General features: G+C 49.2%; 2 protein-coding genes, 10 tRNA genes and 10 rRNA genes. 21 read left to right on the top strand and 1 reads right to left on the bottom strand.

Features of this window, described 5'->3' with window-relative positions; all coding sequences use genetic code 11:
• Positions 1-312 precede the first annotated feature (312 nt).
• From WAX86_RS13615 to metA, 21 genes are all read left to right on the top strand, one after another.
• Positions 313-1,863, top strand: a 16S ribosomal RNA gene (locus WAX86_RS13615).
• Between the two features lie 98 nt (positions 1,864-1,961).
• Positions 1,962-2,037 (top strand) — tRNA-Glu (locus WAX86_RS13610).
• Between the two features lies 1 nt (position 2,038).
• A tRNA-Lys gene (locus tag WAX86_RS13605) sits at positions 2,039-2,114 on the top strand.
• 29 nt (positions 2,115-2,143) lie between these two features.
• A tRNA-Val gene (locus WAX86_RS13600) sits at positions 2,144-2,219 on the top strand.
• A gap of 236 nt (positions 2,220-2,455) precedes the next feature.
• Positions 2,456-5,348, top strand: a 23S ribosomal RNA gene (locus WAX86_RS13595).
• A gap of 111 nt (positions 5,349-5,459) precedes the next feature.
• Positions 5,460-5,575: ribosomal RNA gene (gene rrf / locus WAX86_RS13590) — 5S ribosomal RNA — on the top strand.
• Positions 5,576-5,962: 387 nt separating this feature from the next.
• Positions 5,963-7,514 (top strand): 16S ribosomal RNA (locus WAX86_RS13585).
• Positions 7,515-7,612: 98 nt separating this feature from the next.
• Positions 7,613-7,688: transfer RNA gene (locus tag WAX86_RS13580), tRNA-Glu, on the top strand.
• Position 7,689: 1 nt separating this feature from the next.
• Positions 7,690-7,765 (top strand) — tRNA-Lys (locus WAX86_RS13575).
• Between the two features lie 29 nt (positions 7,766-7,794).
• Positions 7,795-7,870: transfer RNA gene (locus WAX86_RS13570), tRNA-Val, on the top strand.
• Between the two features lie 255 nt (positions 7,871-8,125).
• Positions 8,126-11,018 (top strand): 23S ribosomal RNA (locus tag WAX86_RS13565).
• A 111-nt stretch (positions 11,019-11,129) separates the two neighbouring features.
• Positions 11,130-11,245 (top strand): 5S ribosomal RNA (rrf, locus tag WAX86_RS13560).
• Between the two features lie 386 nt (positions 11,246-11,631).
• A 16S ribosomal RNA gene (locus WAX86_RS13555) occupies positions 11,632-13,183 on the top strand.
• A 98-nt stretch (positions 13,184-13,281) separates the two neighbouring features.
• Positions 13,282-13,357, top strand: a tRNA-Glu gene (locus WAX86_RS13550).
• Between the two features lies 1 nt (position 13,358).
• Positions 13,359-13,434 (top strand) — tRNA-Lys (locus WAX86_RS13545).
• Between the two features lie 29 nt (positions 13,435-13,463).
• Positions 13,464-13,539: transfer RNA gene (locus WAX86_RS13540), tRNA-Val, on the top strand.
• A gap of 236 nt (positions 13,540-13,775) precedes the next feature.
• A 23S ribosomal RNA gene (locus WAX86_RS13535) occupies positions 13,776-16,667 on the top strand.
• Positions 16,668-16,827: 160 nt separating this feature from the next.
• Positions 16,828-16,943 (top strand): 5S ribosomal RNA (rrf, locus tag WAX86_RS13530).
• A gap of 54 nt (positions 16,944-16,997) precedes the next feature.
• Positions 16,998-17,073: transfer RNA gene (locus WAX86_RS13525), tRNA-Thr, on the top strand.
• A gap of 9 nt (positions 17,074-17,082) precedes the next feature.
• Positions 17,083-17,198, top strand: a 5S ribosomal RNA gene (rrf, locus tag WAX86_RS13520).
• The 16S, 23S and 5S rRNA genes sit together here with 10 tRNA genes alongside, the layout of an rRNA operon.
• Before the next feature lie 171 nt (positions 17,199-17,369).
• Positions 17,370-18,311 (top strand): homoserine O-succinyltransferase, encoded by a 942-nt coding sequence (gene metA / locus WAX86_RS13515; RefSeq protein WP_238071156.1) that lies wholly within the window; start codon positions 17,370-17,372, stop codon positions 18,309-18,311.
• Between the two features lie 125 nt (positions 18,312-18,436).
• On the opposite strand, the gene WAX86_RS13510 is transcribed toward metA, so the two are convergent.
• On the bottom strand, positions 18,437-19,717 hold the full coding sequence (locus WAX86_RS13510) for a sodium:proton antiporter (RefSeq protein WP_005303562.1): 1,281 nt from the start codon (positions 19,715-19,717) through the stop codon (positions 18,437-18,439).
• Between the last annotated feature and the right edge of the window lie 52 nt (positions 19,718-19,769).

Genomic DNA, 19,769 nt, shown 5'->3' with positions numbered 1-19,769 from the left:
CATCAATTGTTCTATTTTTATCCGCTTGTGATTTTTTTTTAAATTTACCCTTGTCAGAAAAGAAAATCTCCCTATAATGCGACCTCACTGACACGGACGACGGCGCAAGCGGTTACCGAAAGTCAGTATTGTTCTTTAACAATTTGACCATGCAATCTGTGTGGGCACTCGTGAAATGATTTAGTCTAAAAGATTTAATCAATGAAACTGAGTGACCAAGTGATACGTAAGTATCAGCACAGTCAATTCATTCATCATTTATGATGAATTAACAGTATTCATTGAGCCGTATCGTTAGATACAACAAAACTTTAATTGAAGAGTTTGATCATGGCTCAGATTGAACGCTGGCGGCAGGCCTAACACATGCAAGTCGAGCGGCAGCGACTTAACTGAACCTTCGGGGAACGTTAAGGGCGGCGAGCGGCGGACGGGTGAGTAATGCCTGGGAATATGCCCTGATGTGGGGGATAACTATTGGAAACGATAGCTAATACCGCATAATCTCTTCGGAGCAAAGAGGGGGACCTTCGGGCCTCTCGCGTCAGGATTAGCCCAGGTGGGATTAGCTTGTTGGTGAGGTAATGGCTCACCAAGGCAACGATCCCTAGCTGGTCTGAGAGGATGATCAGCCACACTGGAACTGAGACACGGTCCAGACTCCTACGGGAGGCAGCAGTGGGGAATATTGCACAATGGGGGAAACCCTGATGCAGCCATGCCGCGTGTGTGAAGAAGGCCTTCGGGTTGTAAAGCACTTTCAGTAGGGAGGAAGGTAGTGTAGTTAACACCTGCACTATTTGACGTTACCTACAGAAGAAGCACCGGCTAACTCCGTGCCAGCAGCCGCGGTAATACGGAGGGTGCGAGCGTTAATCGGAATTACTGGGCGTAAAGCGCATGCAGGCGGCCTGTTAAGTCAGATGTGAAAGCCCGGGGCTTAACCTCGGAATTGCATTTGAAACTGGCAGGCTAGAGTCTTGTAGAGGGGGTAGAATTTCAGGTGTAGCGGTGAAATGCGTAGAGATCTGAAGGAATACCAGTGGCGAAGGCGGCCCCCTGGACAAAGACTGACGCTCAGATGCGAAAGCGTGGGGAGCAAACAGGATTAGATACCCTGGTAGTCCACGCCGTAAACGATGTCTACTTGGAGGTTGTGGCCTTGAGCCGTGGCTTTCGGAGCTAACGCGTTAAGTAGACCGCCTGGGGAGTACGGTCGCAAGATTAAAACTCAAATGAATTGACGGGGGCCCGCACAAGCGGTGGAGCATGTGGTTTAATTCGATGCAACGCGAAGAACCTTACCTACTCTTGACATCCAGAGAAGCTTGAAGAGATTCGAGTGTGCCTTCGGGAACTCTGAGACAGGTGCTGCATGGCTGTCGTCAGCTCGTGTTGTGAAATGTTGGGTTAAGTCCCGCAACGAGCGCAACCCTTATCCTTGTTTGCCAGCACTTCGGGTGGGAACTCCAGGGAGACTGCCGGTGATAAACCGGAGGAAGGTGGGGACGACGTCAAGTCATCATGGCCCTTACGAGTAGGGCTACACACGTGCTACAATGGCATATACAGAGGGCAGCAAGACCGCGAGGTGGAGCGAATCCCAGAAAGTATGTCGTAGTCCGGATCGGAGTCTGCAACTCGACTCCGTGAAGTCGGAATCGCTAGTAATCGTGGATCAGAATGCCACGGTGAATACGTTCCCGGGCCTTGTACACACCGCCCGTCACACCATGGGAGTGGGCTGCACCAGAAGTAGATAGCTTAACCTTCGGGAGGGCGTTTACCACGGTGTGGTTCATGACTGGGGTGAAGTCGTAACAAGGTAGCCCTAGGGGAACCTGGGGCTGGATCACCTCCTTACAAAAAAGACTGCGCTTTGCGTAGTGTCCACACAGATTGCTTGGTTGAAATGTAAAAGAGCCACTTAATGTTGCCCAACAACATTAAGTACGAACAGTGTCCCGTTCGTCTAGAGGCCTAGGACACCGCCCTTTCACGGCGGTAACAGGGGTTCGACTCCCCTACGGGACGCCACGGGTCGTTAGCTCAGTTGGTAGAGCAGTTGACTTTTAATCAATTGGTCGCAGGTTCGAATCCTGCACGACCCACCATCTTCTCCTCGAAGATGTAAAACTTCGGAGGGCGATTAGCTCAGTTGGGAGAGCACCTCCCTTACAAGGAGGGGGTCACTGGTTCGAGCCCGGTATCGCCCACCACTCTTTAAGCACTCTTGCGAGAGTTTTTAAAAAGTGGTTCGAAAGAAACACAATGCTCTTTAACAATCTGGAAAGCTGACTAGTAAATTCAATCGAATGATTGATTTATTTTAAGTTTTTATCGAAAGATAAAAACGAGTTCTCAAAACAAACACATTCAAGTGTCTTGTGTAAGAGTCCGGCGAAAACATAAAAACCTTGGTTGTTGAGCCATACGAAACCTCTTGGGGTTGTATGGTTAAGTGACTAAGCGTACACGGTGGATGCCTGGGCAGTCAGAGGCGATGAAGGACGTACTAACTTGCGATAAGCGTAGATGAGGCAGTAAGAGCCACTTGAGTCTACGATTTCCGAATGGGGAAACCCAGCTGCATAAGCAGTTATCTCAATGTGAATTCATAGCATTGTGAGGCGAACCGGGGGAACTGAAACATCTAAGTACCCCGAGGAAGAGAAATCAACCGAGATTCCGGCAGTAGCGGCGAGCGAAACCGGATTAGCCCTTAAGCTAATCTTGCGTTAGGTGAACATGCTGGAAAGCATGGCAATAAAGGGTGATAGCCCCGTAACCAACAGCGCATTATCAGTGAAATCGAGTAGGACGGGACACGTGTTATCCTGTCTGAATATGGGGGGACCATCCTCCAAGGCTAAATACTCCTGACTGACCGATAGTGAACCAGTACCGTGAGGGAAAGGCGAAAAGTACCCCTGTGAGGGGAGTGAAATAGAACCTGAAACCGTGTACGTACAAGCAGTAGGAGCAGGCTTGTCCTGTGACTGCGTACCTTTTGTATAATGGGTCAGCGACTTAATTTTAGTAGCAAGGTTAACCATCTAGGGGAGCCGTAGGGAAACCGAGTCTTAACTGGGCGTCATAGTTGCTAGGATTAGACCCGAAACCGAGTGATCTAGCCATGGGCAGGTTGAAGATTGAGTAACATCAATTGGAGGACCGAACCGACTAATGTTGAAAAATTAGCGGATGACTTGTGGCTAGGGGTGAAAGGCCAATCAAACTCGGAGATAGCTGGTTCTCCCCGAAAGCTATTTAGGTAGCGCCTCGGACGAATACTACTGGGGGTAGAGCACTGTTAAGGCTAGGGGGTCATCCCGACTTACCAACCCTTTGCAAACTCCGAATACCAGTAAGTACTATCCGGGAGACACACGGCGGGTGCTAACGTCCGTCGTGAAGAGGGAAACAACCCAGACCGCCAGCTAAGGTCCCAAAGTTATAGCTAAGTGGGAAACGATGTGGGAAGGCTCAGACAGCCAGGATGTTGGCTTAGAAGCAGCCATCATTTAAAGAAAGCGTAATAGCTCACTGGTCGAGTCGGCCTGCGCGGAAGATTTAACGGGGCTAAGCTATACACCGAAGCTGCGGCAATGTGCTTATGCACATTGGGTAGGGGAGCGTTCTGTAAGCCGTTGAAGGTGTGTTGTAAAGCATGCTGGAGGTATCAGAAGTGCGAATGCTGACATGAGTAACGACAAAGGGAGTGAAAAACTCCCTCGCCGGAAGACCAAGGGTTCCTGTCCAACGTTAATCGGGGCAGGGTGAGTCGACCCCTAAGGCGAGGCCGAAAGGCGTAGTCGATGGGAAACGGGTTAATATTCCCGTACTTCTTACTATTGCGATGGGGGGACGGAGAAGGCTAGGTGAGCCTGGCGACGGTTGTCCAGGTCCAAGTACGTAGGTGGATGAATTAGGCAAATCCGGTTCATCACTAACACTGAGATACGATGTCGAGCTACTACGGTAGCGAAGTCATTGATGCCATGCTTCAGGGAAAAGCCTCTAAGCTTCAGATAGTAAGAAATCGTACCCCAAACCGACACAGGTGGTCGGGTAGAGAATACCAAGGCGCTTGAGAGAACTCGGGTGAAGGAACTAGGCAAAATGGTACCGTAACTTCGGGAGAAGGTACGCTCTTAACGGTGAAGTCCCTCGCGGATAGAGCTGTCGAGAGTCGCAGATACCAGGTGGCTGCAACTGTTTATTAAAAACACAGCACTGTGCAAAATCGAAAGATGACGTATACGGTGTGACGCCTGCCCGGTGCCGGAAGGTTAATTGATGGGGTTAGACGTAAGTCGAAGCTCTTGATCGAAGCCCCGGTAAACGGCGGCCGTAACTATAACGGTCCTAAGGTAGCGAAATTCCTTGTCGGGTAAGTTCCGACCTGCACGAATGGCGTAATGATGGCCACGCTGTCTCCACCCGAGACTCAGTGAAATTGAAATCGCTGTGAAGATGCAGCGTACCCGCGGCTAGACGGAAAGACCCCGTGAACCTTTACTACAGCTTGGCACTGAACATTGACCCTACATGTGTAGGATAGGTGGGAGACTTTGAAACGCAGACGCCAGTTTGCGTGGAGTCGTCCTTGAAATACCACCCTTGTAGTGTTGATGTTCTAACTTGGCCCCATTATCTGGGGTGAGGACAGTGCCTGGTGGGTAGTTTGACTGGGGCGGTCTCCTCCCAAAGAGTAACGGAGGAGCACGAAGGTGGGCTAATCACGGTCGGACATCGTGAGGTTAGTGCAATGGCATAAGCCCGCTTAACTGCGAGAATGACGGTTCGAGCAGGTGCGAAAGCAGGTCATAGTGATCCGGTGGTTCTGTATGGAAGGGCCATCGCTCAACGGATAAAAGGTACTCCGGGGATAACAGGCTGATACCGCCCAAGAGTTCATATCGACGGCGGTGTTTGGCACCTCGATGTCGGCTCATCACATCCTGGGGCTGAAGTCGGTCCCAAGGGTATGGCTGTTCGCCATTTAAAGTGGTACGCGAGCTGGGTTTAGAACGTCGTGAGACAGTTCGGTCCCTATCTGCCGTGGGCGTTGGATGATTGAGAGGGGCTGCTCCTAGTACGAGAGGACCGGAGTGGACGAACCTCTGGTGTTCGGGTTGTGTCGCCAGACGCATTGCCCGGTAGCTAAGTTCGGAATCGATAACCGCTGAAAGCATCTAAGCGGGAAGCGAGCCTCAAGATGAGTCATCCCTGATACTTTAAGTATCCTAAAGGGTTGTTGGAGACTACGACGTAGATAGGCAGGGTGTGTAAGCGCTGTGAGGCGTTGAGCTAACCTGTACTAATTGCCCGTGAGGCTTAACCATACAACACCCAAGGGGTTTTATCGGACTCCACAAACACTTGAATGTAAGTTTGAGAACCAGTTAACTTTCCCAGATTGCTATTTCAAGCACTGCTTGAAATAAACGAATTTGCTTGGCGACCTTAGCGCTGTGGTCCCACCTGAATCCATGCCGAACTCAGAAGTGAAACGCAGTAGCGCCGATGGTAGTGTGGGGTCTCCCCATGTGAGAGTAGGACATCGCCAAGCGCCCATTTTGAAAGCCCGCTTTGCTGAGCGGGCTTTTATTTCGCTCCCACTGATTGGAATGTGAGCGACGTCAATATAAGGTTTTTACTTTTTAACCACTTAGTGAAAAAGTTGAAAATTTTATCTTGACTGAATATCAGAAAAGCGTATTATACGCCACCTGACTTGCTGAAGCACAAAACGCTAAGGCATTGAATAGTCAACGTTCTTTAACAATTTGACCATGCAATCTGTGTGGGCACTCGTGAAATGATTTAGTCTAAAAGATTTAATCAATGAAACTGAGTGACCAAGTGATACTTCGGTATCAGCACAGTCAATTCATTCATCATTTTATGATGAATTAACAGTATTCATTGAGCCGTATCGGTAGATACAACAAAACTTTAATTGAAGAGTTTGATCATGGCTCAGATTGAACGCTGGCGGCAGGCCTAACACATGCAAGTCGAGCGGCAGCGACTTAACTGAACCTTCGGGGAACGTTAAGGGCGGCGAGCGGCGGACGGGTGAGTAATGCCTGGGAATATGCCCTGATGTGGGGGATAACTATTGGAAACGATAGCTAATACCGCATAATCTCTTCGGAGCAAAGAGGGGGACCTTTGGGCCTCTCGCGTCAGGATTAGCCCAGGTGGGATTAGCTTGTTGGTGAGGTAATGGCTCACCAAGGCAACGATCCCTAGCTGGTCTGAGAGGATGATCAGCCACACTGGAACTGAGACACGGTCCAGACTCCTACGGGAGGCAGCAGTGGGGAATATTGCACAATGGGGGAAACCCTGATGCAGCCATGCCGCGTGTGTGAAGAAGGCCTTCGGGTTGTAAAGCACTTTCAGTAGGGAGGAAGGTAGTGTAGTTAACACCTGCATTATTTGACGTTACCTACAGAAGAAGCACCGGCTAACTCCGTGCCAGCAGCCGCGGTAATACGGAGGGTGCGAGCGTTAATCGGAATTACTGGGCGTAAAGCGCATGCAGGCGGCCTGTTAAGTCAGATGTGAAAGCCCGGGGCTTAACCTCGGAATTGCATTTGAAACTGGCAGGCTAGAGTCTTGTAGAGGGGGGTAGAATTTCAGGTGTAGCGGTGAAATGCGTAGAGATCTGAAGGAATACCAGTGGCGAAGGCGGCCCCCTGGACAAAGACTGACGCTCAGATGCGAAAGCGTGGGGAGCAAACAGGATTAGATACCCTGGTAGTCCACGCCGTAAACGATGTCTACTTGGAGGTTGTGGCCTTGAGCCGTGGCTTTCGGAGCTAACGCGTTAAGTAGACCGCCTGGGGAGTACGGTCGCAAGATTAAAACTCAAATGAATTGACGGGGGCCCGCACAAGCGGTGGAGCATGTGGTTTAATTCGATGCAACGCGAAGAACCTTACCTACTCTTGACATCCAGAGAAGCTTGAAGAGATTCGAGTGTGCCTTCGGGAACTCTGAGACAGGTGCTGCATGGCTGTCGTCAGCTCGTGTTGTGAAATGTTGGGTTAAGTCCCGCAACGAGCGCAACCCTTATCCTTGTTTGCCAGCACTTCGGGTGGGAACTCCAGGGAGACTGCCGGTGATAAACCGGAGGAAGGTGGGGACGACGTCAAGTCATCATGGCCCTTACGAGTAGGGCTACACACGTGCTACAATGGCATATACAGAGGGCAGCAAGACCGCGAGGTGGAGCGAATCCCAGAAAGTATGTCGTAGTCCGGATCGGAGTCTGCAACTCGACTCCGTGAAGTCGGAATCGCTAGTAATCGTGGATCAGAATGCCACGGTGAATACGTTCCCGGGCCTTGTACACACCGCCCGTCACACCATGGGAGTGGGCTGCACCAGAAGTAGATAGCTTAACCTTCGGGAGGGCGTTTACCACGGTGTGGTTCATGACTGGGGTGAAGTCGTAACAAGGTAGCCCTAGGGGAACCTGGGGCTGGATCACCTCCTTACAAAAAAGACTGCGCTTTGCGTAGTGTCCACACAGATTGCTTGGTTGAAATGTAAAAGAGCCACTTAGTGTTGCCCAACAACATTAAGTACGAACAGTGTCCCGTTCGTCTAGAGGCCTAGGACACCGCCCTTTCACGGCGGTAACAGGGGTTCGACTCCCCTACGGGACGCCACGGGTCGTTAGCTCAGTTGGTAGAGCAGTTGACTTTTAATCAATTGGTCGCAGGTTCGAATCCTGCACGACCCACCATCTTCTCCTCGAAGATGTAAAACTTCGGAGGGCGATTAGCTCAGTTGGGAGAGCACCTCCCTTACAAGGAGGGGGTCACTGGTTCGAGCCCGGTATCGCCCACCACTCTTTAAGCACTCTTGCGAGAGTTTTTAAAAAGTGGTTCGAAAGAAACACAATGCTCTTTAACAATCTGGAAAGCTGACTAGTAAATTCAATCGAATGATTGATTTATTTTAAGTTTTTATCGAAAGATAAAAACGAGTTCTCAAAACAAACACATTCAAGTGTCTTGTGTAAGAGTCCGGCGAAACAACGTCTATCACAACTCAGATAGACAACCTTGGTTGTTTGAACATACGAAACCTCTTGGGGTTGTATGGTTAAGTGACTAAGCGTACACGGTGGATGCCTGGGCAGTCAGAGGCGATGAAGGACGTACTAACTTGCGATAAGCGTAGATGAGGCAGTAAGAGCCACTTGAGTCTACGATTTCCGAATGGGGAAACCCAACTGCATAAGCAGTTATCTCAATGTGAATTCATAGCATTGTGAGGCGAACCGGGGGAACTGAAACATCTAAGTACCCCGAGGAAGAGAAATCAACCGAGATTCCGGCAGTAGCGGCGAGCGAAACCGGATTAGCCCTTAAGCTAATTTTGCGTTAGGTGAACATGCTGGAAAGCATGGCAATAAAGGGTGATAGCCCCGTAACCAACAGCGCTTTATCAGTGAAATCGAGTAGGACGGGACACGTGTTATCCTGTCTGAATATGGGGGGACCATCCTCCAAGGCTAAATACTCCTGACTGACCGATAGTGAACCAGTACCGTGAGGGAAAGGCGAAAAGTACCCCTGTGAGGGGAGTGAAATAGAACCTGAAACCGTGTACGTACAAGCAGTAGGAGCAGGCTTGTCCTGTGACTGCGTACCTTTTGTATAATGGGTCAGCGACTTAATTTTAGTAGCAAGGTTAACCATCTAGGGGAGCCGTAGGGAAACCGAGTCTTAACTGGGCGTCATAGTTGCTAGGATTAGACCCGAAACCGAGTGATCTAGCCATGGGCAGGTTGAAGATTGAGTAACATCAATTGGAGGACCGAACCGACTAATGTTGAAAAATTAGCGGATGACTTGTGGCTAGGGGTGAAAGGCCAATCAAACTCGGAGATAGCTGGTTCTCCCCGAAAGCTATTTAGGTAGCGCCTCGGACGAATACTACTGGGGGTAGAGCACTGTTAAGGCTAGGGGGTCATCCCGACTTACCAACCCTTTGCAAACTCCGAATACCAGTAAAGTACTATCCGGGAGACACACGGCGGGTGCTAACGTCCGTCGTGAAGAGGGAAACAACCCAGACCGCCAGCTAAGGTCCCAAAGTTATAGCTAAGTGGGAAACGATGTGGGAAGGCTCAGACAGCCAGGATGTTGGCTTAGAAGCAGCCATCATTTAAAGAAAGCGTAATAGCTCACTGGTCGAGTCGGCCTGCGCGGAAGATTTAACGGGGCTAAGCTATACACCGAAGCTGCGGCAATGTGCTTTGCACATTGGGTAGGGGAGCGTTCTGTAAGCCGTTGAAGGTGCATTGTAAAGTGTGCTGGAGGTATCAGAAGTGCGAATGCTGACATGAGTAACGACAAAGGGAGTGAAAAACTCCCTCGCCGGAAGACCAAGGGTTCCTGTCCAACGTTAATCGGGGCAGGGTGAGTCGACCCCTAAGGCGAGGCCGAAAGGCGTAGTCGATGGGAAACGGGTTAATATTCCCGTACTTCTTACTATTGCGATGGGGGGACGGAGAAGGCTAGGTGAGCCTGGCGACGGTTGTCCAGGTCCAAGTACGTAGGTGGATGAATTAGGCAAATCCGGTTCATCACTAACACTGAGATACGATGTCGAGCTACTACGGTAGCGAAGTCATTGATGCCATGCTTCCGGGAAAAGCCTCTAAGCTTCAGATAGTAAGAAATCGTACCCCAAACCGACACAGGTGGTCGGGTAGAGAATACCAAGGCGCTTGAGAGAACTCGGGTGAAGGAACTAGGCAAAATGGTACCGTAACTTCGGGAGAAGGTACGCTCTTAATGGTGAAGTCCCTCGCGGATGGAGCTGTCGAGAGTCGCAGATACCAGGTGGCTGCAACTGTTTATTAAAAACACAGCACTGTGCAAAATCGAAAGATGACGTATACGGTGTGACGCCTGCCCGGTGCCGGAAGGTTAATTGATGGGGTTAGACGTAAGTCGAAGCTCTTGATCGAAGCCCCGGTAAACGGCGGCCGTAACTATAACGGTCCTAAGGTAGCGAAATTCCTTGTCGGGTAAGTTCCGACCTGCACGAATGGCGTAATGATGGCCACGCTGTCTCCACCCGAGACTCAGTGAAATTGAAATCGCTGTGAAGATGCAGCGTACCCGCGGCTAGACGGAAAGACCCCGTGAACCTTTACTACAGCTTGGCACTGAACATTGACCCTACATGTGTAGGATAGGTGGGAGACTTTGAAACGCAGACGCCAGTTTGCGTGGAGTCGTCCTTGAAATACCACCCTTGTAGTGTTGATGTTCTAACTTGGCCCCATCATCTGGGGTGAGGACAGTGCCTGGTGGGTAGTTTGACTGGGGCGGTCTCCTCCCAAAGAGTAACGGAGGAGCACGAAGGTGGGCTAATCACGGTCGGACATCGTGAGGTTAGTGCAATGGCATAAGCCCGCTTAACTGCGAGAATGACGGTTCGAGCAGGTGCGAAAGCAGGTCATAGTGATCCGGTGGTTCTGTATGGAAGGGCCATCGCTCAACGGATAAAAGGTACTCCGGGGATAACAGGCTGATACCGCCCAAGAGTTCATATCGACGGCGGTGTTTGGCACCTCGATGTCGGCTCATCACATCCTGGGGCTGAAGTCGGTCCCAAGGGTATGGCTGTTCGCCATTTAAAGTGGTACGCGAGCTGGGTTTAGAACGTCGTGAGACAGTTCGGTCCCTATCTGCCGTGGGCGTTGGATGATTGAGAGGGGCTGCTCCTAGTACGAGAGGACCGGAGTGGACGAACCTCTGGTGTTCGGGTTGTGTCGCCAGACGCATTGCCCGGTAGCTAAGTTCGGAATCGATAACCGCTGAAAGCATCTAAGCGGGAAGCGAGCCTCAAGATGAGTCATCCCTGATACTTTAAGTATCCTAAAGGGTTGTTGGAGACTACGACGTAGATAGGCAGGGTGTGTAAGCGCTGTGAGGCGTTGAGCTAACCTGTACTAATTGCCCGTGAGGCTTAACCATACAACACCCAAGGGGTTTTATCGGACTCCACAAACACTTGAATGTAAGTTTGAGAACCAGTTAACTTTCCCAGATTGCTATTTCAAGCGCTGCTTGAAATAAACGAATTTGCTTGGCGACCTTAGCGCTGTGGTCCCACCTGAATCCATGCCGAACTCAGAAGTGAAACGCAGCAGCGCCGATGGTAGTGTGGGGTCTCCCCATGTGAGAGTAGGACATCGCCAAGCGCCCATTTTGAAAGCCCGCTTTGCTGAGCGGGCTTTTATTTCGCTCCAACTGATTGGAATGTGAGCGACGTCAATATAAGGTTTTTACTTTTTAACCACTTGGTGAAAAAGTTGAAAATTTTATCTTGACTGAATATCAGAAAAGCGTATTATACGCCACCTGACTTGCTGAAGCGCAAAACGCTAAGGCATTGAATAGTCAACGTTCTTTAACAATTTGACCATGCAATCTGTGTGGGCACTCGTGAAATGATTTAGTCTAAAAGATTTAATCAATGAAGCTGAGTGACCAAGTGATACGTAAGTATCAGCACAGTCAATTCATTCATCATTTATGATGAATTAACAGTATTCATTGAGCCGTATCGGTAGATACAACAAAACTTTAATTGAAGAGTTTGATCATGGCTCAGATTGAACGCTGGCGGCAGGCCTAACACATGCAAGTCGAGCGGCAGCGACTTAACTGAACCTTCGGGGGACGTTAAGGGCGGCGAGCGGCGGACGGGTGAGTAATGCCTGGGAATATGCCCTGATGTGGGGGATAACTATTGGAAACGATAGCTAATACCGCATAATCTCTTCGGAGCAAAGAGGGGGACCTTCGGGCCTCTCGCGTCAGGATTAGCCCAGGTGGGATTAGCTTGTTGGTGAGGTAATGGCTCACCAAGGCAACGATCCCTAGCTGGTCTGAGAGGATGATCAGCCACACTGGAACTGAGACACGGTCCAGACTCCTACGGGAGGCAGCAGTGGGGAATATTGCACAATGGGGGAAACCCTGATGCAGCCATGCCGCGTGTGTGAAGAAGGCCTTCGGGTTGTAAAGCACTTTCAGTAGGGAGGAAGGTAGTGTAGTTAACACCTGCATTATTTGACGTTACCTACAGAAGAAGCACCGGCTAACTCCGTGCCAGCAGCCGCGGTAATACGGAGGGTGCGAGCGTTAATCGGAATTACTGGGCGTAAAGCGCATGCAGGCGGCCTGTTAAGTCAGATGTGAAAGCCCGGGGCTTAACCTCGGAATTGCATTTGAAACTGGCAGGCTAGAGTCTTGTAGAGGGGGGTAGAATTTCAGGTGTAGCGGTGAAATGCGTAGAGATCTGAAGGAATACCAGTGGCGAAGGCGGCCCCCTGGACAAAGACTGACGCTCAGATGCGAAAGCGTGGGGAGCAAACAGGATTAGATACCCTGGTAGTCCACGCCGTAAACGATGTCTACTTGGAGGTTGTGGCCTTGAGCCGTGGCTTTCGGAGCTAACGCGTTAAGTAGACCGCCTGGGGAGTACGGTCGCAAGATTAAAACTCAAATGAATTGACGGGGGCCCGCACAAGCGGTGGAGCATGTGGTTTAATTCGATGCAACGCGAAGAACCTTACCTACTCTTGACATCCAGAGAAGCTTGAAGAGATTCGAGTGTGCCTTCGGGAACTCTGAGACAGGTGCTGCATGGCTGTCGTCAGCTCGTGTTGTGAAATGTTGGGTTAAGTCCCGCAACGAGCGCAACCCTTATCCTTGTTTGCCAGCACTTCGGGTGGGAACTCCAGGGAGACTGCCGGTGATAAACCGGAGGAAGGTGGGGACGACGTCAAGTCATCATGGCCCTTACGAGTAGGGCTACACACGTGCTACAATGGCATATACAGAGGGCAGCAAGACCGCGAGGTGGAGCGAATCCCAGAAAGTATGTCGTAGTCCGGATCGGAGTCTGCAACTCGACTCCGTGAAGTCGGAATCGCTAGTAATCGTGGATCAGAATGCCACGGTGAATACGTTCCCGGGCCTTGTACACACCGCCCGTCACACCATGGGAGTGGGCTGCACCAGAAGTAGATAGCTTAACCTTCGGGAGGGCGTTTACCACGGTGTGGTTCATGACTGGGGTGAAGTCGTAACAAGGTAGCCCTAGGGGAACCTGGGGCTGGATCACCTCCTTACAAAAAAGACTGCGTTTTACGCAGTGTCCACACAGATTGCTTGGTTGAAATGTAAAAGAGCCACTTAATGTTGCCCAACAACATTAAGTACGAACAGTGTCCCGTTCGTCTAGAGGCCTAGGACACCGCCCTTTCACGGCGGTAACAGGGGTTCGACTCCCCTACGGGACGCCACGGGTCGTTAGCTCAGTTGGTAGAGCAGTTGACTTTTAATCAATTGGTCGCAGGTTCGAATCCTGCACGACCCACCATCTTCTCCTCGAAGATGTAAAACTTCGGAGGGCGATTAGCTCAGTTGGGAGAGCACCTCCCTTACAAGGAGGGGGTCACTGGTTCGAGCCCGGTATCGCCCACCACTCTTTAAGCACTCTTGCGAGAGTTTTTAAAAAGTGGTTCGAAAGAAACACAATGCTCTTTAACAATCTGGAAAGCTGACTAGTAAATTCAATCGAATGATTGATTTATTTTAAGTTTTTATCGAAAGATAAAAACGAGTTCTCAAAACAAACACATTCAAGTGTCTTGTGTAAGAGTCCGGCGAAAACATAAAAACCTTGGTTGTTGAGCCATACGAAACCTCTTGGGGTTGTATGGTTAAGTGACTAAGCGTACACGGTGGATGCCTGGGCAGTCAGAGGCGATGAAGGACGTACTAACTTGCGATAAGCGTAGATGAGGCAGTAAGAGCCACTTGAGTCTACGATTTCCGAATGGGGAAACCCAGCTGCATAAGCAGTTATCTCAATGTGAATTCATAGCATTGTGAGGCGAACCGGGGGAACTGAAACATCTAAGTACCCCGAGGAAGAGAAATCAACCGAGATTCCGGCAGTAGCGGCGAGCGAAACCGGATTAGCCCTTAAGCTAATCTTGCGTTAGGTGAACATGCTGGAAAGCATGGCAATAAAGGGTGATAGCCCCGTAACCAACAACGCATTTTCAGTGAAATCGAGTAGGACGGGACACGTGTTATCCTGTCTGAATATGGGGGGACCATCCTCCAAGGCTAAATACTCCTGACTGACCGATAGTGAACCAGTACCGTGAGGGAAAGGCGAAAAGTACCCCTGTGAGGGGAGTGAAATAGAACCTGAAACCGTGTACGTACAAGCAGTAGGAGCAGGCTTGTCCTGTGACTGCGTACCTTTTGTATAATGGGTCAGCGACTTAATTTTAGTAGCAAGGTTAACCATCTAGGGGAGCCGTAGGGAAACCGAGTCTTAACTGGGCGTCATAGTTGCTAGGATTAGACCCGAAACCGAGTGATCTAGCCATGGGCAGGTTGAAGATTGAGTAACATCAATTGGAGGACCGAACCGACTAATGTTGAAAAATTAGCGGATGACTTGTGGCTAGGGGTGAAAGGCCAATCAAACTCGGAGATAGCTGGTTCTCCCCGAAAGCTATTTAGGTAGCGCCTCGGACGAATACTACTGGGGGTAGAGCACTGTTAAGGCTAGGGGGTCATCCCGACTTACCAACCCTTTGCAAACTCCGAATACCAGTAAGTACTATCCGGGAGACACACGGCGGGTGCTAACGTCCGTCGTGAAGAGGGAAACAACCCAGACCGCCAGCTAAGGTCCCAAAGTTATAGCTAAGTGGGAAACGATGTGGGAAGGCTCAGACAGCCAGGATGTTGGCTTAGAAGCAGCCATCATTTAAAGAAAGCGTAATAGCTCACTGGTCGAGTCGGCCTGCGCGGAAGATTTAACGGGGCTAAGCTATACACCGAAGCTGCGGCAATGTGCTATGCACATTGGGTAGGGGAGCGTTCTGTAAGCCGTTGAAGGTGCATTGTAAAGTGTGCTGGAGGTATCAGAAGTGCGAATGCTGACATGAGTAACGACAAAGGGAGTGAAAAACTCCCTCGCCGGAAGACCAAGGGTTCCTGTCCAACGTTAATCGGGGCAGGGTGAGTCGACCCCTAAGGCGAGGCCGAAAGGCGTAGTCGATGGGAAACGGGTTAATATTCCCGTACTTCTTACTATTGCGATGGGGGGACGGAGAAGGCTAGGTGAGCCTGGCGACGGTTGTCCAGGTCCAAGTACGTAGGTGGATGAATTAGGCAAATCCGGTTCATCACTAACACTGAGATACGATGTCGAGCTACTACGGTAGCGAAGTCATTGATGCCATGCTTCCGGGAAAAGCCTCTAAGCTTCAGATAGTAAGAAATCGTACCCCAAACCGACACAGGTGGTCGGGTAGAGAATACCAAGGCGCTTGAGAGAACTCGGGTGAAGGAACTAGGCAAAATGGTACCGTAACTTCGGGAGAAGGTACGCTCTTAACGGTGAAGTCCCTCGCGGATGGAGCTGTCGAGAGTCGCAGATACCAGGTGGCTGCAACTGTTTATTAAAAACACAGCACTGTGCAAAATCGAAAGATGACGTATACGGTGTGACGCCTGCCCGGTGCCGGAAGGTTAATTGATGGGGTTAGACGTAAGTCGAAGCTCTTGATCGAAGCCCCGGTAAACGGCGGCCGTAACTATAACGGTCCTAAGGTAGCGAAATTCCTTGTCGGGTAAGTTCCGACCTGCACGAATGGCGTAATGATGGCCACGCTGTCTCCACCCGAGACTCAGTGAAATTGAAATCGCTGTGAAGATGCAGCGTACCCGCGGCTAGACGGAAAGACCCCGTGAACCTTTACTACAGCTTGGCACTGAACATTGACCCTACATGTGTAGGATAGGTGGGAGACTTTGAAACGCAGACGCCAGTTTGCGTGGAGTCGTCCTTGAAATACCACCCTTGTAGTGTTGATGTTCTAACTTGGCCCCATCATCTGGGGTGAGGACAGTGCCTGGTGGGTAGTTTGACTGGGGCGGTCTCCTCCCAAAGAGTAACGGAGGAGCACGAAGGTGGGCTAATCACGGTCGGACATCGTGAGGTTAGTGCAATGGCATAAGCCCGCTTAACTGCGAGAATGACGGTTCGAGCAGGTGCGAAAGCAGGTCATAGTGATCCGGTGGTTCTGTATGGAAGGGCCATCGCTCAACGGATAAAAGGTACTCCGGGGATAACAGGCTGATACCGCCCAAGAGTTCATATCGACGGCGGTGTTTGGCACCTCGATGTCGGCTCATCACATCCTGGGGCTGAAGTCGGTCCCAAGGGTATGGCTGTTCGCCATTTAAAGTGGTACGCGAGCTGGGTTTAGAACGTCGTGAGACAGTTCGGTCCCTATCTGCCGTGGGCGTTGGATGATTGAGAGGGGCTGCTCCTAGTACGAGAGGACCGGAGTGGACGAACCTCTGGTGTTCGGGTTGTGTCGCCAGACGCATTGCCCGGTAGCTAAGTTCGGAATCGATAACCGCTGAAAGCATCTAAGCGGGAAGCGAGCCTCAAGATGAGTCATCCCTGATACTTTAAGTATCCTAAAGGGTTGTTGGAGACTACGACGTAGATAGGCAGGGTGTGTAAGCGCTGTGAGGCGTTGAGCTAACCTGTACTAATTGCCCGTGAGGCTTAACCATACAACACCCAAGGGGTTTTATCGGACTCCACAAACACTTGAATGTAAGTTTGAGACCGCGAGAATCGAGTTGTCGAGTATCGCGATAGTCAGTTTTTAAGATTGTAACGTTAGGAGTCTCGTATCGAGAAATCTCGACACTCGTAACGAAAAAGAATTTGCTTGGCGACCTTAGCGCTGTGGTCCCACCTGAATCCATGCCGAACTCAGAAGTGAAACGCAGCAGCGCCGATGGTAGTGTGGGGTCTCCCCATGTGAGAGTAGGACATCGCCAAGCGCCCAATTTCTTATTTTAGATTGTTAGTTATCTAGAATAAAAACAAATTAGTGTGCTGGTATGGCTCAGTTGGTAGAGCGCACCCTTGGTAAGGGTGAGGTCCCCAGTTCAAATCTGGGTACTAGCACCATCTATTTTGTTTAGCGACCTTAGCGCTGTGGTCCCACCTGAATCCATGCCGAACTCAGAAGTGAAACGCAGCAGCGCCGATGGTAGTGTGGGGTCTCCCCATGTGAGAGTAGGACATCGCTAAACACCCTTTCAAAACCCAGCCTAATGGCTGGGTTTTCTCGTTTCTGCCCTATGAAATGGTTAATCACGTACAAAATAAATGATTTCTCAGTAAAGCACTTGCTCCTTACGATAGATTTTTATACTTTAGCTGTCTGGATGGCTAAAATATAAAGGTTAAAGGAGTAAACCGCGATGCCAATAAAGATCCCAGATCAATTACCGGCGACAGATATTCTGAGAAGTGAAAATATCTTTGTTATGACGGAGGCACGAGCTGCAAGCCAAGGTATTCGTCCACTGAAGGTATTATTACTTAACTTGATGCCGAAAAAGATCGAGACGGAAACCCAATTTTTACGTTTGCTCTCTAATAGTCCGCTACAAGTTGATATTGAACTATTGCGTATAGACAATCGACCAACAAAAAATACCCCTCAAGAGCATTTAGATACCTTTTATCGTCAGTTTGAAATGGTCAAAGGGCGAAATTTTGATGGATTAATTGTGACCGGAGCACCATTAGGTTTAGTGCAATTTGAAGATGTTCTTTATTGGGAAGAGATTCAGATTATTATGAACTGGGCCAAAGATCATGTGACTTCAACTTTATTTATCTGTTGGGCTGCTCAAGCCGGGTTAAAGTTGTTGTACGATTTGCCGAAACGAACGCGTAAAGAGAAACTCTCTGGGGTCTATCAACATCAAATACATGACCATCATCATCCACTTCTGCGGGGGTTTGATGATACTTTTCTCGCTCCTCATTCTCGCTATGCTGACTTTTCACCTACTTTTTTATCCCAACATACCAACTTAGATATCCTTGCAACTTCATCAATTGCTGGGGTTTATATGGCGGCGACCCCTGATAAGCGAAATGTTTTTGTTACTGGTCATCCTGAATATGAAGTTGATACATTACATAACGAATATGTTCGCGATGTCGAGCAAGGGTTAGAGCCGAACCTGCCACTAAATTATTATCCAGAAGACGATCCTAGAAATCCTCCTAGAGCCAGCTGGCGAAGTCATGGTCATCTGCTGTTTTCCAATTGGCTTAATTACTGTGTTTACCAGCAAACGCCATATGATTTAGATAACTTCTCTGAAGCGAATTTTACTCGAGATGAATAAGAGCTAAAGGCGATAGTGCAATCATCTTGTTGTGATACGCATAATCGAAAATACTCAGCGATAAAAAAAGACCTGGATCCGAAGATACAGGTCTTAAATTTTTCTCTCTATCGTATATCGAATTATTATTTCTGGGCGGCTTCCCAAGCTTTAGCTTTTTGAATTAACGGGGTAATAGTCGAGCCCTGAATTAAGATAGAGAAAACTACAACGGCATAAGTCATGACCAGTATAATTTCTCTTACATCAATATTTTTTTCTGGGATGACTAATGTTCCCGCTGGAATTGCCATCGCCATTGCTAGAGCTAGGCCTCCACGTAAGCCACCCCAAGTTAAGATTTTCACTGAAAATGGGTTGTAAGTACGGTAGCGATTAAAAGCAACGTAAGACAAACGCACACTTAAGAAACGAGCTAAAAGTACCAGTGGAACAGCAATTGCCATTAATACCCAATCTTCTTGGTGGAAACTAAATTGCAGCATGGTCATACCGATCAATAGGAATAGTACGCCATTTAAGAATTCATCAACCAGCTCCCAGAAATGATCTAAGTGTTCTTCACTTTCTTTAGAAAAGCCAATGTAACGAGTCCAGTTACCAATCATGATACCGGAAACAACCATCGCTAGAGGGCCTGATACATGCAGATATTGAGCGAAGACATAGCCTGTTGTTGGAATACCTAAAGTTAACAGTAATTCCATTGAATGGTCATTGGTTGAGCTGATCAGATAGTGGAAGATCAAACCAAGAGCAAAGCCATAAGCGATACCACCTAGTGCTTCTTGAACAAATAGATGACCTACGCCTAAAACTGTTGGTGTTTCACTACCAAAGGCAATGGTAAATAGTGTGACGAAAATAACCAGACCGAAGCCATCGTTAAATAGTGATTCGCCCTCAATTTGAGTTGAGATACGACGAGGCGCATTGAGCTTTTTCACAATCGCCAATACAGCAATTGGGTCGGTTGGAGAGATTAGGGCTCCGAACAGTAAGCAATAGATCAGATCTAAGCCAATTCCCAATAGTTGACAGATCCCCCACAGACTGGCGCCAATAAAGAACGTAGAAAAGAGCGTTGCGCCAAGAGCGAGTAGGGTAATTTCCCACTTCTGATCTTCAAGATGAGGTAATTTAATACCCAGACCACCGGCAAAAAGTAGAAAACCTAAAATACCTTTTAGAAGAAAATCTTCAAAATTGATTTCGCTTAACTGTGTTGCCGCAATATCTTCTAAATGAAACCAACCATTATGGCCCGCAATGATAATGCCAAGAGACAGAATCAAAGAGCCAGCAGTAATTGCAATGGTGGTTTGCATCTTACCTATCTTACTGTTCACAAAAGCAATCAACATTGCAGCTGCGGCAAGATAGCACAGGGTACTGTAGACCGACATGCATAACCTCTAAATGAGAGTGAATAATTAAGATGTAAATTGTCACAAAATA

The organism is Photobacterium damselae subsp. damselae, assembly GCF_038086725.1.
Lineage (GTDB): Bacteria > Pseudomonadota > Gammaproteobacteria > Enterobacterales > Vibrionaceae > Photobacterium > Photobacterium damselae.
The sequence above is the reverse complement of the archived record's forward strand: the minus strand, read 5'-3'. Positions and strand labels throughout refer to the sequence as shown.

Coding starts and splice junctions, on each gene's coding strand:
- WAX86_RS13510 (WP_005303562.1), bottom strand. CDS start 19,717: ATGTCGGTCTACAGTACCCTGTGCTATCTTGCCGCAGCTGCAATGTTG.
- metA (WP_238071156.1), top strand. CDS start 17,370: ATGCCAATAAAGATCCCAGATCAATTACCGGCGACAGATATTCTGAGA.